The sequence below is a fragment of the Sporosarcina ureae genome, from assembly GCF_002101375.1.
Lineage (GTDB): Bacteria > Bacillota > Bacilli > Bacillales_A > Planococcaceae > Sporosarcina > Sporosarcina ureae_B.
Genome location: NZ_CP015207.1, coordinates 386,087 through 407,396 on the forward strand (window position 1 = coordinate 386,087; position 21,310 = coordinate 407,396).

Annotated in this window: 18 protein-coding genes and 1 riboswitch; of the genes, 5 read left to right on the top strand and 13 right to left on the bottom strand. The window is 39.9% G+C overall.

Annotation, left to right across the window (positions count from 1 at the left end; translation table 11 throughout):
* Positions 1-144: 144 nt before the first annotated feature.
* The 8 genes from SporoP8_RS01840 to SporoP8_RS01875 are packed head-to-tail and all read right to left on the bottom strand — an operon-like array spanning position 145 to position 11,322.
* Complete coding sequence (locus SporoP8_RS01840) at positions 145-2,364, bottom strand: transglutaminase family protein (RefSeq protein WP_085130944.1); 2,220 nt, start codon at positions 2,362-2,364, stop codon at positions 145-147.
* Positions 2,361-3,407: a DUF58 domain-containing protein gene (locus tag SporoP8_RS01845; RefSeq protein ID WP_085130945.1), complete on the bottom strand. Its 1,047-nt coding sequence runs from the start codon at positions 3,405-3,407 to the stop codon at positions 2,361-2,363. The genes SporoP8_RS01840 and SporoP8_RS01845 overlap by 4 nt, the downstream gene beginning before the upstream one ends.
* Before the next feature lie 11 nt (positions 3,408-3,418).
* Positions 3,419-4,363, bottom strand: coding sequence for an AAA family ATPase (locus SporoP8_RS01850; RefSeq protein ID WP_085130946.1), 945 nt, complete (start codon positions 4,361-4,363; stop codon positions 3,419-3,421).
* A 3-nt stretch (positions 4,364-4,366) separates the two neighbouring features.
* Entirely contained in the window at positions 4,367-5,998 is a 1,632-nt protein-coding gene (locus tag SporoP8_RS01855) for an ABC transporter ATP-binding protein (protein WP_085130947.1), read from the bottom strand.
* The gene (locus SporoP8_RS01860) at positions 5,971-6,840 is read right to left on the bottom strand and encodes an energy-coupling factor transporter transmembrane component T (RefSeq protein ID WP_085130948.1); all 870 of its coding nucleotides are present in this window, start codon (positions 6,838-6,840) and stop codon (positions 5,971-5,973) included. The genes SporoP8_RS01855 and SporoP8_RS01860 overlap by 28 nt, the downstream gene beginning before the upstream one ends.
* Positions 6,841-6,858: 18 nt before the next feature.
* Positions 6,859-7,395 carry a DUF4430 domain-containing protein gene (locus tag SporoP8_RS01865; RefSeq protein ID WP_085130949.1) on the bottom strand — a complete coding sequence of 179 codons (537 nt, stop codon included), beginning with the start codon at positions 7,393-7,395 and terminating at the stop codon, positions 6,859-6,861.
* Positions 7,396-7,404: 9 nt separating this feature from the next.
* A complete protein-coding gene (locus tag SporoP8_RS01870) occupies positions 7,405-9,240 on the bottom strand; it encodes a prenyltransferase/squalene oxidase repeat-containing protein (protein WP_085130950.1) in 1,836 nt (611 codons plus the stop codon).
* An 18-nt stretch (positions 9,241-9,258) separates the two neighbouring features.
* Entirely contained in the window at positions 9,259-11,322 is a 2,064-nt protein-coding gene (locus SporoP8_RS01875; protein WP_157111215.1) for a DUF4430 domain-containing protein, read from the bottom strand.
* A gap of 153 nt (positions 11,323-11,475) precedes the next feature.
* Positions 11,476-11,615, bottom strand: a riboswitch (cobalamin riboswitch).
* A gap of 543 nt (positions 11,616-12,158) precedes the next feature.
* On the opposite strand from SporoP8_RS01875, the gene SporoP8_RS01880 reads away from it, so the two are divergent.
* Together SporoP8_RS01880 and SporoP8_RS01885 are read left to right on the top strand one after the other, a co-directional pair.
* Positions 12,159-12,497, top strand: a complete 339-nt coding sequence (locus SporoP8_RS01880) for a hypothetical protein (protein WP_085130952.1) — start codon at positions 12,159-12,161, stop codon at positions 12,495-12,497.
* Between the two features lie 15 nt (positions 12,498-12,512).
* Complete coding sequence (locus SporoP8_RS01885; RefSeq protein WP_085130953.1) at positions 12,513-12,728, top strand: hypothetical protein; 216 nt, start codon at positions 12,513-12,515, stop codon at positions 12,726-12,728.
* A 339-nt stretch (positions 12,729-13,067) separates the two neighbouring features.
* On the opposite strand, the gene SporoP8_RS01890 is transcribed toward SporoP8_RS01885, so the two are convergent.
* Positions 13,068-13,433, bottom strand: coding sequence for a DUF3221 domain-containing protein (locus SporoP8_RS01890; protein ID WP_085130954.1), 366 nt, complete (start codon positions 13,431-13,433; stop codon positions 13,068-13,070).
* Positions 13,434-13,795: 362 nt separating this feature from the next.
* Between SporoP8_RS01890 and SporoP8_RS01895 the strand changes: the two genes are divergently transcribed.
* Positions 13,796-14,404: a recombinase family protein gene (locus SporoP8_RS01895; protein ID WP_085130955.1), complete on the top strand. Its 609-nt coding sequence runs from the start codon at positions 13,796-13,798 to the stop codon at positions 14,402-14,404.
* 809 nt (positions 14,405-15,213) lie between these two features.
* Here SporoP8_RS01895 and SporoP8_RS01900 read toward each other — a convergent pair.
* From SporoP8_RS01900 to SporoP8_RS01915, 4 genes are all read right to left on the bottom strand, one after another.
* Positions 15,214-16,725 carry a hypothetical protein gene (locus SporoP8_RS01900; RefSeq protein ID WP_085130956.1) on the bottom strand — a complete coding sequence of 504 codons (1,512 nt, stop codon included), beginning with the start codon at positions 16,723-16,725 and terminating at the stop codon, positions 15,214-15,216.
* Positions 16,718-17,497 (bottom strand): ABC transporter permease, encoded by a 780-nt coding sequence (locus SporoP8_RS01905; protein ID WP_085130957.1) that lies wholly within the window; start codon positions 17,495-17,497, stop codon positions 16,718-16,720. Before SporoP8_RS01905 ends, SporoP8_RS01900 begins: the two co-directional genes overlap by 8 nt.
* Before the next feature lie 113 nt (positions 17,498-17,610).
* Positions 17,611-17,982, bottom strand: coding sequence for a hypothetical protein (locus SporoP8_RS01910; RefSeq protein WP_085130958.1), 372 nt, complete (start codon positions 17,980-17,982; stop codon positions 17,611-17,613).
* A gap of 96 nt (positions 17,983-18,078) precedes the next feature.
* On the bottom strand, positions 18,079-18,744 hold the full coding sequence (locus tag SporoP8_RS01915) for an ABC transporter ATP-binding protein (RefSeq protein ID WP_085130959.1): 666 nt from the start codon (positions 18,742-18,744) through the stop codon (positions 18,079-18,081).
* Between the two features lie 755 nt (positions 18,745-19,499).
* Between SporoP8_RS01915 and SporoP8_RS01925 the strand changes: the two genes are divergently transcribed.
* Positions 19,500-19,778 (top strand): CPBP family intramembrane glutamic endopeptidase, encoded by a 279-nt coding sequence (locus SporoP8_RS01925; RefSeq protein WP_198166051.1) that lies wholly within the window; start codon positions 19,500-19,502, stop codon positions 19,776-19,778.
* A gap of 230 nt (positions 19,779-20,008) precedes the next feature.
* The gene (locus SporoP8_RS01930) at positions 20,009-20,530 is read left to right on the top strand and encodes a DNA-binding protein (protein ID WP_085130962.1); all 522 of its coding nucleotides are present in this window, start codon (positions 20,009-20,011) and stop codon (positions 20,528-20,530) included.
* Positions 20,531-21,310 lie beyond the last annotated feature (780 nt).

The window sequence follows — 21,310 nt, forward strand, 5'->3', positions numbered from 1 at the left end:
TTCGTTGCTATTTATATATATACTTCTACTATGTAAGAGATTTTTCATTTTTTAAGATCCATTCTCGTTCTTCCCGTTACAACTCTATCCATTTTCAAAAAAGAAAAGCACCGCGGCATGCGATACTTTTCTCTACTTCACTATTTATGGATAACGTACGATAAATCGTAACTTCTTCAACCCTTTTTTCGATTTCTTCACCGCAGTATGAACGTGCGCAAATAACGTTTCTACTTCCGCCCGTTCTTCATGGGTCACGCCGTGTGGACTGTACATAGCCTTTTGATAGATTTTCAATCCATCCTCGAAGTCTTGTCGAAGTCGCGGATCGATTTTGCCAACTGCTTCAGGTACTGTTTCAAATGAAGGCAGCTTCGCGACAACTTGTTCTTTTTCAAGCATCTGCACCATGAGCTGAACATGATGTACAACGGCTACTCGATGATCTTTCACTTGAAGTTTTTGCTGACGTTTTCTTTTTCTTAAGAAGTACAGCAATAATAGGATGAATATAACTAACGCAATGATGAGATTCATCCAGAACCATATAGTAGTGTTCGGATTCACTTGCTTTGCGTCTTCAGGCTTATCTTGATCTTGTTGCACTTCTGTCGTGTCATTCGGTTCAGGTTCAGCCGTACTTCCGCTGTTTGCATCCGGTAAATCAGCACCTGCTGCTGGATAGTCTTGTTTATTGATGTCCGGCATTTTTTTAGCATACCCCGGCGTCACTTCAATCGGCACCCAGCCGACCATATCGACGTAGATTTCTGTCCAGGCATGGGCATTTTTCTCGCTGACGTTGATTTCACTGAATGACTGTAAATCTTTCACGTCATCCAGTCCGACGATATAGCCTTCCGCATAACGCGCAGGCGTGCCAAGCATTCTGAATGCCAATGTAGCAACTGTCGCATAATGAACGGAATAACCTTCTTTCGACTTTTCCAAAATCCCTGTCAGGAAATCCTGGTCTTTTATCGGTTCGGCATGTTCGTTATAACTCATCGACTGTGCGAGGAAACGTTCCACTTCCTGAATCGTTTGTTCGTACGGTAAACGCGTTTCTGAATCGACTACACCTTCGTCCATATGGTTGCGCAGCACATTCAAACTGTCTTGCGGCACCGAGAGATATTCGTTATAGACGTATTGGTTATAATAACTTTCACGACGTAAATAGTCGGTGTCTTTTGTTTTGTACAACGCATTCGCGATTTGCGGATAATCGGTGTACGGTGTCAGCATATAGTGCATTTCCACTGTACGTCTGCCGAATATCCCTGTCGCATGTAGCGCGTCGGCTTGTTTGGAACGGACAAGCTGATCATCCAACTCCGCTAATTCATACGGTGCGTAAATATAGCGACTGGATGCAGCGACGTTTTGAATGACGAGTTTCGCTTCTTCGTACTCTTCCGGCAAACTACTTTTCGCTGCCAAACTCAATTGTTTCGCTCCGGTGAAATCTTCTTTCTCTAGCGCTTCAAGCAGAGACTTCTCTTCCCTATACGCTTCCCCATCGATTTCCTTCCAACCACTCGGCGTGTAAGTCGAACCGACGAATCCTTTCAAATACAGCGGACTCGGATTTTCCATCGCGACTTTTAACGCGGTATAATCGCCCGGTGTAAACGTGGAAAGCCGATCGAAGTTGCCAGCTGTCAGCACAGGTTCTTCACCTTTAAAATAGCGTAACTTCTCGCCTTGATACCGTACAGTATCTTCCATTTTCGAGCTGCCCGTAAATTCTTCATTACCATTTTCATTGATCACCGTATACGTGAACATCAGCATGACTAATGAAATAGGCACGATCGCTATGCGTTTCCACCAGTGTACAGTTAGTTGATTCATATACAGTAATGCCAGAATCAGTGCCGCGAAAAATAGAATATCGAGGATCAATGCGGGTGATGTGCCAAGTAGTAATTGCATCGACCAAATCACGATAGCGAGCGCAACAGGAATCCAACGCTTTTGATTCGCAATGGCGTAATAAATGGCACTGCCGATTAGCAAAGCAATTTGACCAAGAATCATGCCGTTTAGCCACGAAGTCGTTTCATTGACAGACAATAGATCCATATAGATATGTTTGTGTTCTGAGAGTGTGATGAACAACGCGTTGATCGTTCGTTTCACGTCGTCTATGTACGTTGACAAGAAAATCAAACTAACGATCACGCTCGCAATCAAGACGATGTCGCCGCCACGCTGTTTCCATAGTATACGTGCGACCATCCACAGCAAGACGAGAATGAGCGCAGGCACGCTACTCATCTCAGGAAACAGCATTGCACGGATTACGAAGAATGCCGCTAGGAGAACACTATACGCAACTACTCCATCTAGCCATTTCATGCGACTGATCCCTCCTTCTGATCTGAGATCACGATCGTCTGATATTCGATACTACGCGCACTATTGGTCGTCAATACGATACAGCTTGGATAGGTTCGTCTGAGCTTCTTCCACTGTTCATCTGACATCGAAAGTTGCGCGGCACTTCTCGTCAACACTTCTTTTATCGCGTTCGCTGCCCCCCGTTCATTGTCGATCGTCAACTGCTCACCTGTCGAATGATCCACTAGAAGGTGGACTTCGTGATCGCCTGCAACATAGGAATAAAGCAGAGCGGAAAACGTCTCGATAAATTCGTCGTATAGCGTCACGCGATTGGTAAACGATGTAAAATCGATCGTCATCATGACGGCATTTCCTGTCAGCGTTTCATGCTGTTTGACGAATAACTCATCCACTTTACTTGATAATTTCCAGTGAATTTGCTTGACCGAGTCGCCCGGTCTATACACTGACAACTCCGCTAGCTCTTCGCCAGCGATCTTCTTCATCGGGATGATGCCCGGCGTTTGCAGCACATGTTGATTTTGCTCGATGCGTTGAAGTTTCAGGAAATACGGATTCGGCATGATCAACATCGCGGATTGCGTATCCATTTTCTGCATCGAACGGAAAAACGTGAAACTGTCTTTGATTGTCAGTTGGTTGATTCGTATAGTCACTTGCCCCATATATTTCTGCGGCAGCACGAATGAAAACTCTTTCGTACTTTTCGCTGGGATGGACAAGTTGTGCTGGTGACTTTCTTGTCTACCAGTAAATATATGCTCGATGACGAGATGTATTTGTAGTTGTGTAACAGGTAAGCGACTTGTATTTTGTACGCGCAGTTGATAGCTCATTTGTTCATTTTTATAAATTTCATTCGCCGTGATGATCTCGCACTGGATTTTTCCTTTGACGAGATAGACGCTTAACACGAGCCACAGCCATAAAAGAAACGAACCAGCTGCGAATAATAGAGCGAAATGCGTCGTCGTGAAGATGAAAAACGCAAGCGTAAACAGTAGCCACACGACGCTAATGAGTAATGTCCATATCATACGATCAGCCCTTAAAATGTTGCAAGCATTGCTTGGTCGGGCGTGGCAACACTTTGCAGTAATTTTTCGAGTAGCGTATCCTGCTCCTGTTCAGTACCTGGCACGCTCGACATGACGATGCGGTGTCGGCTCGTCGGCAACCACACAGCGTGGACATCTTCCGGAATGACGTAATCGCGTTGTTGTAAGAAGGCATGCGCTTTCGCCATCTGACATAGAGCAAGTGCGCCACGTGGGCTAATTCCTTGATGGATCGACGGGTGATTTCTCGTTTTCTCGGTGAGTGCCGTGACGTAGCGCAAGATTTCATCGTGAATGAACAGGTTCTGTACTTGGTGTTGCAGCGCAAGCAATTCATTTTTCGTAATGATTTGAGTGAGTGAGGACAATGGTTCTGCCTGCTGACGATTTCTCAGCATGTCTACTTGGTCTTCAAAATCGGGATATCCTACGCTCAACTTGGTCATGAAACGGTCAATTTGCGCGCTCGGTAGTGGTTGTGTACCGATTGTACCGTACGGATTTTGCGTCGCGATGACGTGAAACGGTGCTGGCAGCGGATAGGTTGCGCCGTCCACTGTCACTTGTTTCTCTTGCATCGCTTCAAGGAGCGCTGCTTGCGTTCTCGAAGACGTCCGGTTAATTTCATCGCCGAGCAATAAGTTGCACATAACCGCGCCTTCTTTAAAGACAAATTCGTTTTTCTCTTTGTCGAACATCGTGAATCCGATGACGTCAGACGCGACGACATCCGGTGTGAACTGGATGCGGTTCGAATCGAGACCGACGACTCGGCTGAATGCTTTCGCGAGTGTCGTTTTCCCGACTCCTGGTAAATCTTCTAGCAATACATGTCCTCCGGCTAGGAACGTCATCCACACTTTTTGGATGACGTCGTCTTTACCGTTAATCACCTTTTTCATTTCATTCAGTACGTGTGTTGATGGATTGCTCATTGTTTAGTTCCTCCTGTTGTGTAAGTTCACCGCGTCCACGATGTCTTCCGCTGTGATGGCATATGGGAATAATCCGCGTGCGATTTTGCTGGCGGCGGTTGTGTAGAAGCGATTGGATGTGAAAAAGGTTTTTGGATTATTGATCGCGATAAGTGATTTATCGAACAGCATGCCGACCCGTGTAGATACTTCTGCTGCAAATTCAATATCATGTGTCACAATAATCGTCGTGATGTTCTGTTTTTGAAGCGTTCGGATCAACTCCGTCACCTCTTGTTTGGACATGACATCCATGCCTTTTGTCGGCTCGTCGAGCAATAAAACATCTGGTTTATGCAATAATAATTTCGCAAGCGCTGTCTTCTGCTGCTCTCCACCACTTAAATCGAATGGATTTCGCTTTGCTACATGTTCGATACGTAGCTGCTGCATCATACCGGACACAGCGGATTCTCTCTGTTCTTTCGGCAATTTCTGCACAGGAACCGCGTGAATCAGCTCTTCTTTCACCGTTGAATGCATGAATAAAGCTTGCGGGTTTTGCGGCAATAAGACGATATTGCCTTTCCACTTATCCGGCACGACGTTATCCAACCACACCTTTCCGGTATATGGCTTATGCAGTCCAGCGAGCAATTTCAATAACGTAGACTTGCCGACTCCATTGCCACCGACAATCGTAAAAATTTCGCCACGATGTACGGTGAATGTCATATCGGCGAGTAGATCATCACTCTTGCGATTGTATCGAAAATACACATCTTTCACTGTAATGAGCGGTGGATGCTTTTTTTTCACGGGACCCATTGGCAAAATTGCCGGTGGATATTGCCGAATGAAATCCATCCCTTCGCGCACCGTAATCGGCGTCTCATCACGGAAGCCGAGCTTATAATAGACACGCATCGCGGTCGTGAGTGCGTCGAGCATCGGATGTTCTAGCAACAAGTTGCCGATTGCTTTAGGCGACGTGTCATATAGAAGCGAGCCGTTTTCCATGAACAACACTCGATCGCACACCGGTAATAATTCTTCTAGCCGATGCTCCACGATTAAAATCGTCATGCCGAGTTCGCGATTGATTTTCTCAAGCAGTGTCAAAAACTCAGAAGCCGCAATGGGATCGAGTTGAGAAGTCGGTTCGTCAAGCAATAAAATATCCGGCTCCATCGCAAGCACTGCCGCTAGATTGACAAGTTGTTTCTGCCCGCCTGATAAATCACTAATACTGTTATGCAACCAGTTTTGGATACCAAAGAAACTGGCGACTTCAGCGATTTTCTGCTGCATGTCTTCCGTCGATACACTCATATTCTCGAGACCGAATGCCAACTCTTGCCACACTTTCTCCATGACCATTTGTTCATCTGGATTTTGCATCATGTAGCCAATAGCAGTCGCTGTAGTCGACACAGGCAGTTCATCGATTTTTTCGCCGTTAAAATACACCGTGCCGCTTAGTTTACCGTTCGGTCGCATTTCCCGCTTCACCATTTTCAATAACGTAGACTTTCCTGAACCGGTGGGACCGAAAAGCGTTACGAATTCTCCTCGCTTAATCGAAAAGCTAATGTCTTGCAACACATGGTGTTCTTCATAATGGAAGTTTAGATTTTCGACTGTAAGTATCGCCATTTGACACTCTCCTTCGCTTCATAGATAAACGGTAATAGCATCAGCAAACCGATAACCACATAATGTCCTGCGCCTAGCGTCTGTTCACTGATCTTCGGGTAATACTGCGTTTGGTGTTGCGTAAAGTATCCGATGTAGTACAGAAGAAACAGAACGAGTCCAGCCGTCAATATTCCGTCTCGTTTCGTGAACCGCATCATCTTATACTGCGTTCTTTCTTTCGTGATTCCATATCCTCGTGCCTTCATGACATCTGGCTTCACAAAGACAAACTCCGCTGTCTGAACGAGCGTCTGCCGCCACAATGCGAACGCGCGGCGAAGTTTTTCCACTCTGCTTCCTACTTTGTAATAGCCGATCCCGCGTTGTGCCATTTGCTTTTCACGCCATGTTATTTTGAATAACGGAATGAATCGCCACAACATGGAAACGAGGATGCCGAGGTTTGCGGACACGTTCGTCAGTACGGCGAGTACTTTATTCGTTGTGAAAATCTCGAAATAACTCTTTGTCCAGAAACTGGTTGCGACTACGGCTCCCGCAACGACGAGTCCTTTCGTCACGGCTTCAAGCGTTACCGCATGGTCATTAAGGAAAAACAACGGAGTGAAACCGTTATGGACATAAGATGGATAAGCTGCGGCAATTAGTAGGAAGACGAAAAAATAATAGATCAGATCTTTACTAGCAGACCGTACACCGTGCAGCATGAAGAAATACAGAATGCCTCCGGTCATGGCCAGTGCCACGATGATGGGATGAAACGAGCTGAACATCGTGACCAAAACAACTGTTACGTAGACAAGTAGCAATATAGGGTGAAAGTTTGAGAATGCGCTCATCTAGTTTCCTACTTTCTTTTATTTTCGTATGTAGCCATCTAGATCTCTACCTACATCACATGTGTAATGGAACTCCACTTCATCACCGTCTTGCAGTTCGTATTGACTGACGCCACGGCTCGGAAATTCGCCGTTCACTTTATACATCCAGCCACTTAACGGACCACAATTAAACTCATATAAATAGTTAATGCCTTGGACGTAAATACTGTTGTATATATTGTAGTCCGCTCCTTGGTACTCCATCGGGATGCGATGATGGCGTGTCGCGCGATTGAGTAGTTCAAATGCGGTATCACCACTGCGCAGCACATACTCCGTTTTCTCAAGGATTTCGCCGTCTGGTTCTACATATTTCTCGAGACCCGGTTTCAACTTGTCCATGGAATCCAGGACGGTGTCACTGCGTATCTCAAGTGTCACCGTCTCCGAGTCTTCCGTAATTTCGTCGATATGGGTCAAGTAATACTCTTCCACCGATTGAATCTTCGTTCCCGTGACGAGCCACCCAACGATAAAGAGGATGAATGCTACGGCTAATAGATCTTTCTTCATTATATCCCTCTAATCTCTCTGACGCCTTCTTTTTTTGATTCTCAGTAGCACTACGATGAGTAAACCTACTGCAACGATTCCGAGCGCCCATGAAATGCGCTGTGCTCGAACGGCATTGTCAATTTGCGTTTTTGATTTCTTGAGGTCTTCATAGTTCAAGACTTTTCCTTGATCATAGAGAGACAGTGCGTTGAATCGCTTGAGAATCGCATCGACGTTGTCTTGATCTTTGCTTGTTAATTCATTGAATGGATACAGTTGATCGAGTACATCTTCATTGATACGTTGGATCTCGGCTTCAATTTTCTCCATCTCCTCTTTGTATTCGTATAGTTGGACCAATTGTTTTTCAAAGTCGCCTTTATTATCTGCTTGTTCGAACTGGTCGATCAGTGAAACGACGTCAATATACGGCTCTGTCGTCAGAGGTGTAGGAATCGCATCAATTCTCTCTACATCTTGTTCGGTAATACTCCGTGGAGCGGTTTGCTCTTGATAGATCGGTGCAATCGTGCCGGCGCCCTTCGTGTATACTTCATAAGCCTCGCTGAATGCTGGAAGATCAAGTGGCATGGACTGCTTTTTTGCAGCTTCCGCGAGCGTATGGAAGTTGTAGACATAGGACCGTTCCTCTATCGGGAAGTTTTCATATGTATCGAGCAATTGCTGAAGCCGTTTGGCGTCGGTCTGTTCATGGATAGCCTGAATGTCTTCCATCAGCTTCGTCATTTGTCGCTTCATCTCTTGCGGATTTTCAGGGCGGAAATCATAGATGGAACGATAACCGTTTTCGAGTCGGTAGAGCGATACCAATGCATAGAGTACTTGTTCAGAAGCCATCGAGTTCGATTCATCCGGTAAAGAAGATGGATTATCTGCGTTATACGTTTTAGCATGGACAAATCCGCCATCTTCCATTTGGTAGTCCATGATGAAATCCAGCAAGGTATGATCGCCTTTCTTGAAGCGTTCGTCTTCATTCGGATGGATACCGAGTGATGTTAGCGCAACGAGTACTTGTGCCGCACTTTCGGCATTTTCGTCATGTAGCGTGCCATAGCCTCCAGTGGACGTTTGCATATCAGACAACTTTGCGAGTGCTTCGTCAACGATGGTATGAATGGTTTTCGTGACATTCTTTCCTGTATCTTTTTGTCTATAGCTGAATTCTTCCGTGCTTTGATAATATGGCGAGAGTGCTTGGATTGCCATGGCGGTCATATCGGTCTCTGCTTCGTCTTGGTAAAACGAAAACCCGCCATCTTCAAGTTGCAGGGAGAGAATTTCTTCGATAATCTCGGTTCTTGTCATATCCGCGTCATCGGGCACTTTATAGCGCATACTGTCGAGCGTGATCAGCCCCCAGATCCAGCCATTGATCCCTTGTGCGCCCAACGAAGTTTTCAAACCACGATTATATGTTCCGTCTGCGATCAAGTTGATATTCCCAATAGCTGTCGGGTCACCGCCCGCTGCCAAGATCGCCAATGAAATCCGGTGCCATTCTGTCGCTTTCATATCGCTTAGCTGATCTTTCGTTTTATAGCGTTCGATGACATGATTCTTGATGACCGCGAGATACGCCTGGTAATCGTCAGGATATCCAATGCGGCCGAGGCCCACCGGATACCAGTCACCATTTGTATTACCCGCATGCGCAAGAAACGGTTTGCTTAGTAAGGGGGCAGACTCTGCGATCTTTTCATCTTGCTTTTTCCACGCAATAATTTGTTCAATTGTGTGCAACAGCGAATCTTCTTTTTCAGGTGTCGCGAGCGCAACGGACGGCCATAATACCGCCGTCATCATCACGATCGTCACTAGCCATGCATAGACATTTCTCATTCCGTCACTTCTCTTTCCTTACCATTCTTTATCCCAATTCGCATCACTTGTACCTGAACTGTCATGCCCACCAATATCTTTACCATAATGAAGAGTATAGCGAACTCTCACTACATCTCCCTCAAGGAAATAAGCATCCGAAAATCCATAGTTCGGGTAATCGCCATTGACGCTGTACATCCAGCCAGAGCCGTTCGCGAAATCAAATTCACTTAAACTATCTGGTGAATAGGCCTCACGATTCGAAGTGGTGGACACCTTCTCGACTACTTCCCATAGATCATCGGGAATCGCTACATTGTTCAACATGCCCGGCTTACTGACGTCACGCAAATAGAAACTGCTGTCGAGGTTTCCAGTTTTTCCATATGTGAAACCATTATTGCGCAGTAGCTGATCCAGAATATAGGAACCTCTTTGGCCTTGGTGTATATCCATCTTCGTTGGCTTGATGAGATAGGGGATTCCTAATACGGAAGCTTCTAGACTAATGGTTACTTGACCGATGACACCATCTTCTGCAGGTGCTACTGACGTGACCGTGAATGTTTCGGTCACTGTGCGCCCTTCATCGTCCCATACTTTGATCGTGACGGTATTTTGTCCCGTTCGCAATGTTAGTTTATAACTGGTTTTCACACTATCATCCCATGTGAATGGAATATTCTCTCCATTGACTTGCACTTGGACGTTTTTCCCTCGAATGCGTTCACCTGATGCGGTTACCGGCCAGACATTGATCGTCTTAATGTCCCCTTTGACTTTGCTGCCTGATTTTAGATCGGTCACGAGTTTCGGTGCATCGGGATCTACTTGCGGGTTCTCGTTCTCATTCGGATCGTTATAAGTGATTGTATACTGCCGTTCCAATTGTTCCCCTTTATATTGTCCAACAAGTTTGATAATGTTCGTTCCATTGCTCAGCTGTACATGATAATTCGTACTATCCGATGATTTTACCAGTTGATCATTTACGGTAATGCGGAGTGGTACATCTACTTCATTCGCTGTAGCTTTCGCATAGAATGAAAAATCTGCGCCATTTGCTTGTTGGTCTTTTAAGTCTGTTTTCAATGAAATAGCGATTTTTTCTTTCTCATAGATCACGGTATAGGTCTGGTCCGCTTTTTTCCCATGTCGTTGCGCGGTGAGCTTGAGGGTATTTTTCCCTTCAGCTAGTGTGGCTTTATACGCGCTGCCAGCCAGTGGCTTTAGTTCTTTGTTATTGACGAAGACCGTTAGTTTGGCATCTAGTTCACCTTGCGTGGCTGTTGCTGTGAATGTAAGAGATTCTTCATTCACGGTTTGATCTTTTAATTGCGTCGTAATGACGATATCGTGAGCATTCAGCATCACGCGATACGACTGACTGACGCGCAGTAGTTTGTTATTCGTTTGTTTATAGATTACTTGAAATTGAATATCGTTCGTGCCTTCCGTTAGCATGATGACACCTTGGTAGTCATCCAGTTTCTTGCCATTTAGCTTGACGTTCATTTCCTGGGGAATGAGTGTATCGTCCAGATGATTTACGTTGACGTTATATAATGGGCTGGTAACGGTTTCATTATTGGTGATGTTCGTAGTAAAGTAGCGATTTTGCTGATCCGCGACATCGACGATTTCGATGTCTGGCTTGGCATTTGGTTTTGGTTTACCTAGTGCCGGGGCTGTATTACCGTCAGCAGGTGCGGTGTTTTTGTCGTTTGAATTCGGTTTCGCATTGGGTGTAGTAGTTCCCGGCTTCTCCATCGGCTTATTTTGCGGTTCCGGCTCAGGTTTTTGTTGATCGTGCGGCTGTTCTTGCAGTTCCTTTTGCGGCTTGTCCAGATTTGTCGGTTGTTGCGGATTTGCTTGATCGGCATCATTTTCTATCGTTTGATTCGGTTCCGTATCAGAAGACCCACTTCCCCCGCTAGCTAACTTTAGCGTAGAAGCCACCACTTTTTCATTGAAATCAAATGGAGTCGTTTCTTCAGTAGAAGTCGCCGCATATGTAATTGTGCTAAATAGCAGTAAGACGATAAGGCTGTAATAGATATAGTTTTTGTATTTCATGAATGCATTCTTCGTTTTTTTCATCCAACTCGTCCTTTCTTTACTTATAAAGGGATGTTGTGCACAGCGTTTTGAATTCAAAAAGTCCCCACCTCCTGAATGAGATGGGGACCATGTATGTTCAATAATTAAACTGCACAAATTGAATGATACACAAATCACCCTTTACCGGAAGGTGTCATGCTTACATACTTTGGCAAGTCTCCTGACTTAGGGGCAATTTTCCCCATTACAGTGGCCGGACCGCTCAGGATTTTCACCTGATTCCTATTTACTCTTTGTTTACGGGACAAAGAACCAAAATACTCTATGTAACTGTTACTAAGCATATAGTTTTCGCGAGGTAAAATCAATAGACGGTGTAAGTTCATCACGCTATTTTGTCTACACTGCAATCGCATCCTAACTTTACAGTGGTTGGAACTCGTTGATCTACGCTACAGTCGGACGAATGTCCTATGGGCGGGCGGTGCACCCCGCTTCGCTTCACTCGCAAAAGCCGTTCTTCGTTATGGCTCTCGGTGTAGCCGGCTGTAGCGAAGTTCAACTAAGTAAATGCTCCAGTATTTCCCAAAGCGCACCCGATTGAGGTGTAGTAAGTCTTACACAACAACTCCACACCTTAATTGAGTAAAAGTTAATCCTTCATTCTAGATTTTCTATTAACTTTTATACACCTACTAGTTGAAAATATGTTACCTCTTCATTTATATATATTTTATATTTATCCACTAAATTCCAAACGTCAGAATCCTAAATCAAATAAAGAGATGTACCCTCAGTCTTATGACTAACAATTTTTTAGCAGTAGCTGATATAGTATTAGGTGCTTCTGAACCTTCTCGAAATGGTTTCCGAGCATGGTTAGAACTAGAGGAAACCTAGATAATCTGAAAGAAGAAATAGTTGACTCACTTTCTCTTCAAACATATGTTACTGCTACACCTTATTTGATCGCTAATAAAGTAGATCACATTGGTAATAGTAGTAAACATTTTTTAGAAATGGTTGAATTACAGCCCAATTATTTAGGTATAGTTCTGAAAAAGGAATTACTTGCGAAAACACTTTTAGAAGATAGAAGTATTTTTGAAATGCATGATACTATGAACAACAATGAAAGAGCGAGGCACGAAAGTTTTTATAATAATATTGATGTTCTATTTGAAAAAATCATTTCAATAGTAAATGAAAAATAAAGGAGTTAATTAACAATGGATAAATTCAATGTTTTTAATAAAGCCAAAGAAGAAGTAAATACGAAAGCACCTTTCACTAAGAGCAGTATTCCACCTAAAAAAATTAAAGAAACGAAAGAACAGATGTCAATAATGCTAACACCTACTCATAAGAGAAAGTTACGATCATTAGCGGACGATTCCGGCATGAGTGCCAGTGAACTAATTGCTTACTGGATCGACCAAAATTAATAATGGGTTTTTCTCTTTTAAATAAGGCTTCAAATTAGCGTTTAATGGAGGATTACCCACGAAATCTTTTCTAAATGCGTTACAGAGCGATTTAGAAACATGAAATATGTAGTGTTTATAGTGAAAGCAGTCTACTTATCGAATAAGTGGGCTGTTTTTTGTGTCTTTAATAACCAAGAACTAAAAGAATAACTTGCAAGTTAAATAAATGCTAATAATAAAGCCCGATTTACCTTTTAAATGCTAGGGATATCAGGCTTTTGATGTTCCACAATCGCGCCCGTTTGAAGAAGAAAGTTGAACCAACATTACACTGAAAGTCACCATAAAGTTAGTTGGTTATTTTGTGATTATATCTACCTTTTCTATTCCACGTTGAGGAGGATCAGAGTCCGCTTGATTTCCGTTCCAATATACAATAACGTGGGCTCCCACCTCTAATTCTTCGTACTTACCAGTTTCGAAACCATAATACGCTCCATCTTTTTCTTGAGCTATTTTTATTAACTCATCATCATTTTTATCGGAAATATCATCTTCACTGATATTTGGCACAACTAATATTTGGCTCCGCCCATCTTCAGTCGCTCTGATATCCACAATAATACCTTCTTGCTTTTCCAAAGAACTACGCTTATCTTCCATGTTATTTGCCTGATCTTTCCCACAACCAGCTACGACGAATAAAGTAAGTAATTTTTTCATTAATTTCCCCTCCTATCGCATTAGACTGTATTTCCATAGTTTAGTTACAACATTAATCAAACTAAATGGCCCGATTGCGGAAGATAGTTATTACTGAATATTCACTACTTCACACAAATAATTATAGCATAATCAATCGCATATCCCAGTGTTTTCCACTAATGGATTCATCATAAAAAGTAAGTAGAATATCTGTGTTCGTAATAGTACACTTTTACGGACTACTTGAACAGATATACAAAAGACGGAAATAATCGTCCGTTAAACTACTTAATCAGTTTTCGGACGTTCTTCTATTTGTGTATACTTTTACGAACGTATAAAGGTATAATAATAGAAACTAGCGTTCTAGGAGGTATGAGTTGGAGAATCGAAAATTTGGATATGTTCGAGTAAGTTCAAAAGATCAAAATGAGAGTCGTCAAATAGATGCTATCAAAAGTATGGGCATCAATGATCGAGACATTTTTATTGATAAGCAATCAGGAAATAACTTTCACCGGGAGCAATATCAATTAATGAAACGGATGATTAGAAAAGGAGATATTCTTTATATTCATTCGCTGGATCGGTTTGGTCGTAGCAAGGATGATATTTTAAATGAATGGCAAGAACTCACGAAAGAAATAGGGGCTGATATAGTGGTACTGGATATGCCTTTGTTAGACACCACAAAATATAAAGACAGTATTGGTAGCTTCATCTCGGATCTTATTCTTCAAGTTCTCTCCTGGCTTGCGGAAGACGAGCGGAATAGAATACGAACACGTCAACGCGAGGGTATTGATTCAGCCCTCACCAATGGTGTTAAATTCGGACGACCATCAATTGAAATAACGGATGATTTCATTCAATCATATGATAAATGGCAATCCGGGGAAATTTCAGCAGTTAAAGCGATGGAGGAAGCAGATATGAAAAAAACGTCATTTTATAAGATGGTTAAGAAGTATAAAGCCACGAAAGAATAATTGTCTTTTGTTTATAAATCTGTTGTTGTATTTTCTGAAGTATAACCGATTACATACTTCTTCAATTGACCTTACAGACAACGGTCAACAAATCCCCTCATTGTAAGAACAAGTAGGGGTCTCGCCAACATTTCGGAAATTTTGTACGGTAAGGAAGTTTCATAAAGGATCTCACTGGCACTTTGATTTTGAAACGCCGTTTGGTGCTATAATTTGGTCTGAATTTGGTTTAAATACGGTAGTACCATAAATGACCGTTATTGGAACATCCCTTTCATATCAACAATTCTAGACTTAACGTACAAAATTTCCGTTTTGCTGTCTGTACCCCTAAAAGGATTTTTTTCATGCTGTTAATCTTATTGAGATCCCGAACCGGTTCAACTAATTTCATGCTTCCAGTAGACCTCCTTATGTATTTCATCGTACAAGTCCTAATCTAACTTAAGGTGATCATAACATGCATTATGTTAGATTCAAATCGAAAGCGAAAAAAATGCACGAATAAAAAACAGCTCAATCCCTTGATACATAAGAGATTGAGCTGTTTTTCTGAATCTAACATATTTGGATTTCGTTAGATTCACAAGTTCGATTTTTATAATCTAATGGGATTATAGATTTATGTTTGATTAAAAGTTCCCCGGTATAATCGCAATTATCAAGGGGCTACTTGCTAACGCGTTTACGGGAGCAGCTAGAATAGCGGAATAGCCGGTTTTAATTACGTTAAGCGTATCACTAACGAGTCCCGATTGCCGCTTACTTTTAGGTCAACAAAATACAGAGTTCAATAGTAGAGTTACATTTTATATATCAAAGTCTTTTTGATTTAATAAAAAATATATCAAACCTACCTGTACCATTAAATATAAAAGTAGAATAAAGGTGGCATTGTACGGGGAGCCTCCGTCAAGTAAATAACCCATACTGTTAAAACCAGAGGGAATAAATTTGATGAAATTAAGTCCTGGTAACATAAATATTGAAAGAGTGATTATTGAAATAAAACCATAAAACATATTTTTTGTATACCAACCTACAATAAATGCAAACAAAATATAAAACATTAATTGCAAATAACCATTTATAAAAAAGTGGTAAATTATGACTGAAAAGCTTTTGTTTGATAAAAAAGTATTGTTTAAATTCCCCCCGCAAAGAATAGAAACCAATAAGACAAAAGAGAACAAGTATAGTAATAAAAAAAAGTTTGATTTCAGAATAGGAATAAAGCAATTCCATATCCATTTTATCAAAGATCCATATCGTAACACCTTATAATAACTTAAATTAGAAAACTCGTTGTTTAACGATAGTATTTTCAGATAAGCATACCCATAGAAAATGATTAAATAAGACAAGAAAGCAAGAAAGTTGAAACCAACTTGTGAACCACCATAAAAAACTGTTATAAATATATCCTGAATCGATTGGATGTGTGTTTGACGTAATATTGGTGATAAAGCAAGTAAAGCTAAAAAACAATAAATAGTATATTCCCAGTCAAGTGATAATAAATTCCTTTTTAGATTTTTGTCAACCTTAGAACATATAAATCCAAGTAAAAATAAACAAAAGACAACAATAATAAAGGGTGTCCATAGATTACCGAATCCCTTTATTCCGTGTATTAAGTTAAAATAATTAGGCAGTACAATATTTGGGTGATCTGAAGGAAATAATTTAAAAGAAACAATACACATTACCCAAAGGAATATTGCACATATTATTGAATAGAGCTTACTATTAGTAAATACATATAAGATTGCCAAAAAAAGATGAACTACAACAAAGAATAAAAAGGATAAAGTCAGCTGGAGCAATAGAAATACTATGGGAAATCTTATATAGTTAGATATTATATTGGATGATAAACTATTTGGTAACCCTTTGTCTATTCCCGAGAAAACACTCCATTTAAACTCTAATGGAATGCCTATTAATAACAAACTGGTCACTATTACCATAATACAAGTTAGAATTAAAAATCTTTTTATAAACTGGTTTACAGAAAGCATTATCCATCTTTTATAGGAACCCAACCTTATAAGCAAAGGAAAACCAAACTCCATTTGAATAATTTTTAATGATAATAATAACAAAATAGGGACAATAAAATATATCTGAAGATATATATCACTAAAAACGTTTACAACAATATCCCAAATATTGATTGACTTGGACTCGGCATTTGAAATTATGAATAAGTTAGAACGCATACGAAAAACGTATATATATAGAATAACTCCTATTATAACCCACCTTATAGATAACTCTTCCTCTAAAAATCTGTTAAGTCGATATTTAAAATTATTCATAACTAGTCTCTACTTTTCTTCTTAAAATATAAAACAGTATTAACACGATCGTTAATAAAATACAAAAAGGGACTAAAACTGTCCAAAGAGGCTGCTGTGAAATAGAGAACGGAAAAACCGTACTCCCCGGTGAAAACTTTTCGTAATTAAGCAGCTGGGTCAAAAAGTTACCGAATATGTAATAAATAAATGGAGTAGTCAATGATACTAGTGGATTTTCAATAATCATTAATAATAATAATGCAAAAGTTGCGTACAGCATCCCATTTATTCCAACCCAACTGGAATATATTAATCCATAAATAAATGTCCCAAAAGTCAAAAATTGTTCGAATGTAGTAACCGGAACAATGTTCCCATTGGTGGGATAAATTGTGATAATATTAAAGTTAGGTTCAATATACATTACAAATACAAACGGAATAAAAACGCATAAGAATGCAATAAAGAAAGAAATGAACCCATTTACAATCAACTTTGCATAATTGTAATTCTTTAATGAGATTCGCGAGTTTACATAAACTAAAAAATTATTTTTTTGCTCTCCAATAAACCGAGGAGTATAAGCCGTTATCATAAGTAAAGGAAATAGTAATGGCAGGAAGTCAGAATTCACCCTAAGAAATACCTCAATTTGTCTATAATAAACATACCCTTCGTCAATCATTAAAAATTTAATGACTGGAAGAGGGACAATTAAAATAGTCCACAATACGACTTGCTTCCAATTAGCAGATTTTTTAAGTTCTAATTTTATTTGATGACTAATCATTTTTACTCCCTCTTCCCCGAAAATTTCAAAAAACTAACATAATAGACATGTGATGGTTCCATATATATAATAAAGATCGAATCAATATTAAGATTCGATCTTTATTATAGAATCTAGTTATTTCGAAAACTACCAACGACTGCTACATCTACGTAAGTCGCAAGATCATTGCTAAATTGAACAGATGAATAATCCCCCTTAGAGTTTTTTGGGTCAGGAATAGAATAAGATCCTAGTTTCGTGATTCTTACCCACCCACCAGCCCCCCCGGAACCATAGGATCTAGCATCAACTGCTTTACCAAGAACAGTAACCTTTAAATCAAGAGGTGTACCGTTTCCATTTTTATATTGTGTACCAGTAAAGGCTGTTCCATTAAACTTTGGAACAACGACACTATAATTGGTATACGTACTTAAGGCTGAAGTTGAACCACCTACAGTTAGTAAAAATACTATTAAAAATACTGATAACTTCTTCTTCATTATAACAACCACCTATCTTTTAGAATTGAATTAATAGATACCTATCGAAAATGCTGTCATAATACCTACTAACTCATCATTTTTGTATTAATTTGTTCAATTTGTGTTTACAACCTTTCCCTCGTATACTTGTTCAATCTTTTTGTTATTAATTCGAAAAACATAATCACATAAGGAATTAATATCATCGTTATTATGACTTGTAAGTAGGATGGTTTTCCCCTCAGCCTTTAAAGACCTCAATAAGTTTCTAGTTTTAGTGACGCTATTCTCATCTAAAGCATTAAAAGGCTCGTCCAATATTAGTATTTCCTGATCTTCCATTATTGCTTGTACGATTGCCAATTTTTGTTTCATACCAAGAGAATAGTTTTTTACCTTTTGCTTAGAATCTGAGTTTAATCCTACTATTTCCATTGTCTTCTTTATCGTGCTATCTGAAATTTTATTTCTAATAAGGGAAAGGTCTTTTAAATTTTCAAATCCTGACTTATTGGCAATATAACCCGGACTTTCTAAGATAATGCCTACATTTTTTGGAAATCTATTTTTGCTGTTACCGATTTCTTGATTATTCACAAAAATTGTTCCTTCTTCAGGAAAAATAAAACCACAGATCATTTTAAATAGAACTGATTTTCCGGAACCGTTTGAACCAACAAAACCATAAATCTTACCTTTGTCAATGTTCAATTTTATAGATTCAAATATCATCACCCCTTTAAATGATTTACTAACGTTCTCTAATTCTATTATTGACATTAAATCACCCTTCACCTTTTCATGAAGTATATATTCTACAAAAAGATTCTATTCCCTTCTAAGTATTTACAATATTTAAAGGTTTGTGAATTAAACTATACAGGGGTACAGACAGCAAAACGGAAATATTGTACGCTAAGGCCGAAAACGTTGATATAAAAAGAATGATAAAATAACGTCCGTTTATGGTGCTTATCTAAATACAGTCTTAACAATACTGAAATCAGTCCATTTCCAGCACCAAAACTCATTACCAAAATCAAAGTACCATTTATTGTAGAGGGAATCCTTTTGGTGATGTTTTAGCGTACATATGACAAGCAAATTTTGTAGTTTAACTTGCTTATCTTACAAAATTTCCGTAATGTTGGCGAGACCCATAATGGGAGAACAATCTGTTCAGACTGGTATACCTACTTCATTAAAAGTTATTATAAATTCAACTATTCAAGCATTATATATGTTTGTCATGATATTAATTGGTCTAAGGCTTCAAAATCGTACAGAGCTAAGTGCCCCAATTTTAGATGGGATTGTTTATCATAAAAAAGGGATCCTATATCGAAAGAATCGTTAACCAACAGTATTGTCATTCTTCTTGATTTTTATCTATTTAAACCTATGATAGGAGCACCGATGAATCAAGTTGCTTCACCTAATTGGTTGCAAGGCTTACTCGCTTCCCTATACGGGGGATTTTCAGAAGAAATAATGCTTCGATTGTTTGTAATAACACTCATTGTATGGGTACTAGCTTGGATAACAAAAAACAAAAAGAAGATATTCCTTATAGTTTTTACTATTTAGCAATTTTCCTTGCGGCTATATTATTCGGATTGGGACACTTGCCAGTGGCAGCACAATTTTTTGATGGGGTATCCGCAGTTATTGTTATCCGTACATTGGTCTTGAACAGTCTTTTAGGCTTATGGTTCGGTTACTTGTATTGGAAAAAAGGTTTAGAATACGCAATAATTGCACACATGTCAGCAGATATCTTTCTTCACGTTCTTATTGTGCCAATGTTCTATTAAACAGTCTAGTGCGTTTGCAGTAGAGAATCAAAGCTACATTTGCCCGTTTTTAAAAAGGCAATCGGTCATTAATCCGATTGTCTTTTTTCATGCAACTAGATTCTACAAGTTCCTAGTAAAAGGGATAGAAAAATTACAATAGGATACATCCCTGATACTAAGTCTATTTGGCATTTCAGAAGGTTTTGAATGACTTTTATAGAATTGAATAACGAGGCGAAGTAAACGCTATGGAAAACGGATTTGGGTATTTCTCAAAAGATGTTGCCATTGAATTAGAGATCACAACCTCCACGCTTGGAAGGTGGTCCATCGAGTTGGAGAAACAAGGGTACACATTTCAACGCAATAAAAAAGAACAGCGTATTTACTACGAGCGCGATTTTAAAGCGTTCAGAGAACTGAAGAAACTTCTCGCCAATTCAGTGCCATTCGTAGACTCCATAAATGCAGTAGTGACAAGGGATATTTTGAATGAAAACGCCCAAAATATGCCTAGCGTTTATTCCGAAACCATGCGTTTATCGAAGCGTGAAGTAGAGGATATTGTGAAAAAGGCAATTGAAGATGAGAGGGAAATCCTCCTGGATGCATTGGAGAAAAGAATGAGTGACACGATTGAAATGCGTGATCGATTATTAACACAACAATTGCGTGCAACGATAGACGAAAATCAAAAACAACTTACAGCTGCTTCACACCCATCAGAAAAAAATTCGTGGTGGCAACGATTGTTCAAAAAAGAAAAATAGCTTTGCAAATAATTTTCTAAAACTGTTTGGCCAATACCAAATGCACACACGGCAAAAGCCCCCAGAAGCCCCTGAGGGCGATTGTTTAGGATGACAATCCTTAGAGATTATGAATCCAAAAGAATACGAAGAAAATATAAGACCCTGATTCTGCTTAGCATAGAATCAGGGTTTTTATAATCATTAAATGACTCAACATGGATTTCACGTCAAAATAATTGTAAAATCTATTGCTTAACGTTGTAAATCCACATTTTCCTGACACTACCCATTATATAACTTCCTATATCTATACGTTTTGCTTCTGCCTCATGTATTATACCAAGGAGAGAATACTCTAATGATTCACAGAGACTTGATTTCCCAGTTCCATTCGGTCCCTATACGAATGTATAGGGGTTTTTAAATTCCAACATGACTTCATTAGTAAAACCACGAAAGTTCTTAACCATTAGCTTTGAGAGTCGAACAAACTGTCCTTCTTCCGCTTGATTTTTTGAGACATTGAAAACAAAATCTACTTTTTTCGAATCATCGTACCTAGTTATCAAATCTGCTAGAAGTTTCCCACGTTTTCCTCCTAGACTTCCAACTGTCGAAACCATTATGAAATTATTCAAAACGATTTCCACAATTTTTTTCGTACTCAGTAAGCAGGGCTTCAGTATCTTTTATAAACCTTTTGAATTCAATTAAAGATTTAGACATATCTATTCTTCCTTCGTTGGTAATTTTCTTCTCGTCTCCCATACATCATTCATATATCAATTTGTAGCATTA

Coding starts and splice junctions, on each gene's coding strand:
- SporoP8_RS01850 (WP_085130946.1), bottom strand. CDS start 4,363: ATGAGCAATCCATCAACACACGTACTGAATGAAATGAAAAAGGTGATT.
- SporoP8_RS01885 (WP_085130953.1), top strand. CDS start 12,513: ATGGATAAATTCAATGTTTTTAATAAAGCCAAAGAAGAAGTAAATACG.
- SporoP8_RS01915 (WP_085130959.1), bottom strand. CDS start 18,744: ATGTCAATAATAGAATTAGAGAACGTTAGTAAATCATTTAAAGGGGTG.
- SporoP8_RS01845 (WP_085130945.1), bottom strand. CDS start 3,407: ATGATATGGACATTACTCATTAGCGTCGTGTGGCTACTGTTTACGCTT.
- SporoP8_RS01900 (WP_085130956.1), bottom strand. CDS start 16,725: ATGAATAATTTTAAATATCGACTTAACAGATTTTTAGAGGAAGAGTTA.
- SporoP8_RS01875 (WP_157111215.1), bottom strand. CDS start 11,322: ATGAAAAAAACGAAGAATGCATTCATGAAATACAAAAACTATATCTAT.
- SporoP8_RS01880 (WP_085130952.1), top strand. CDS start 12,159: ATGGTTAGAACTAGAGGAAACCTAGATAATCTGAAAGAAGAAATAGTT.
- SporoP8_RS01840 (WP_085130944.1), bottom strand. CDS start 2,364: ATGAAATGGCTAGATGGAGTAGTTGCGTATAGTGTTCTCCTAGCGGCA.
- SporoP8_RS01905 (WP_085130957.1), bottom strand. CDS start 17,497: ATGATTAGTCATCAAATAAAATTAGAACTTAAAAAATCTGCTAATTGG.
- SporoP8_RS01910 (WP_085130958.1), bottom strand. CDS start 17,982: ATGAAGAAGAAGTTATCAGTATTTTTAATAGTATTTTTACTAACTGTA.
- SporoP8_RS01865 (WP_085130949.1), bottom strand. CDS start 7,395: ATGAAGAAAGATCTATTAGCCGTAGCATTCATCCTCTTTATCGTTGGG.
- SporoP8_RS01890 (WP_085130954.1), bottom strand. CDS start 13,433: ATGAAAAAATTACTTACTTTATTCGTCGTAGCTGGTTGTGGGAAAGAT.
- SporoP8_RS01860 (WP_085130948.1), bottom strand. CDS start 6,840: ATGAGCGCATTCTCAAACTTTCACCCTATATTGCTACTTGTCTACGTA.
- SporoP8_RS01870 (WP_085130950.1), bottom strand. CDS start 9,240: ATGAGAAATGTCTATGCATGGCTAGTGACGATCGTGATGATGACGGCG.
- SporoP8_RS01930 (WP_085130962.1), top strand. CDS start 20,009: ATGGAAAACGGATTTGGGTATTTCTCAAAAGATGTTGCCATTGAATTA.
- SporoP8_RS01855 (WP_085130947.1), bottom strand. CDS start 5,998: ATGGCGATACTTACAGTCGAAAATCTAAACTTCCATTATGAAGAACAC.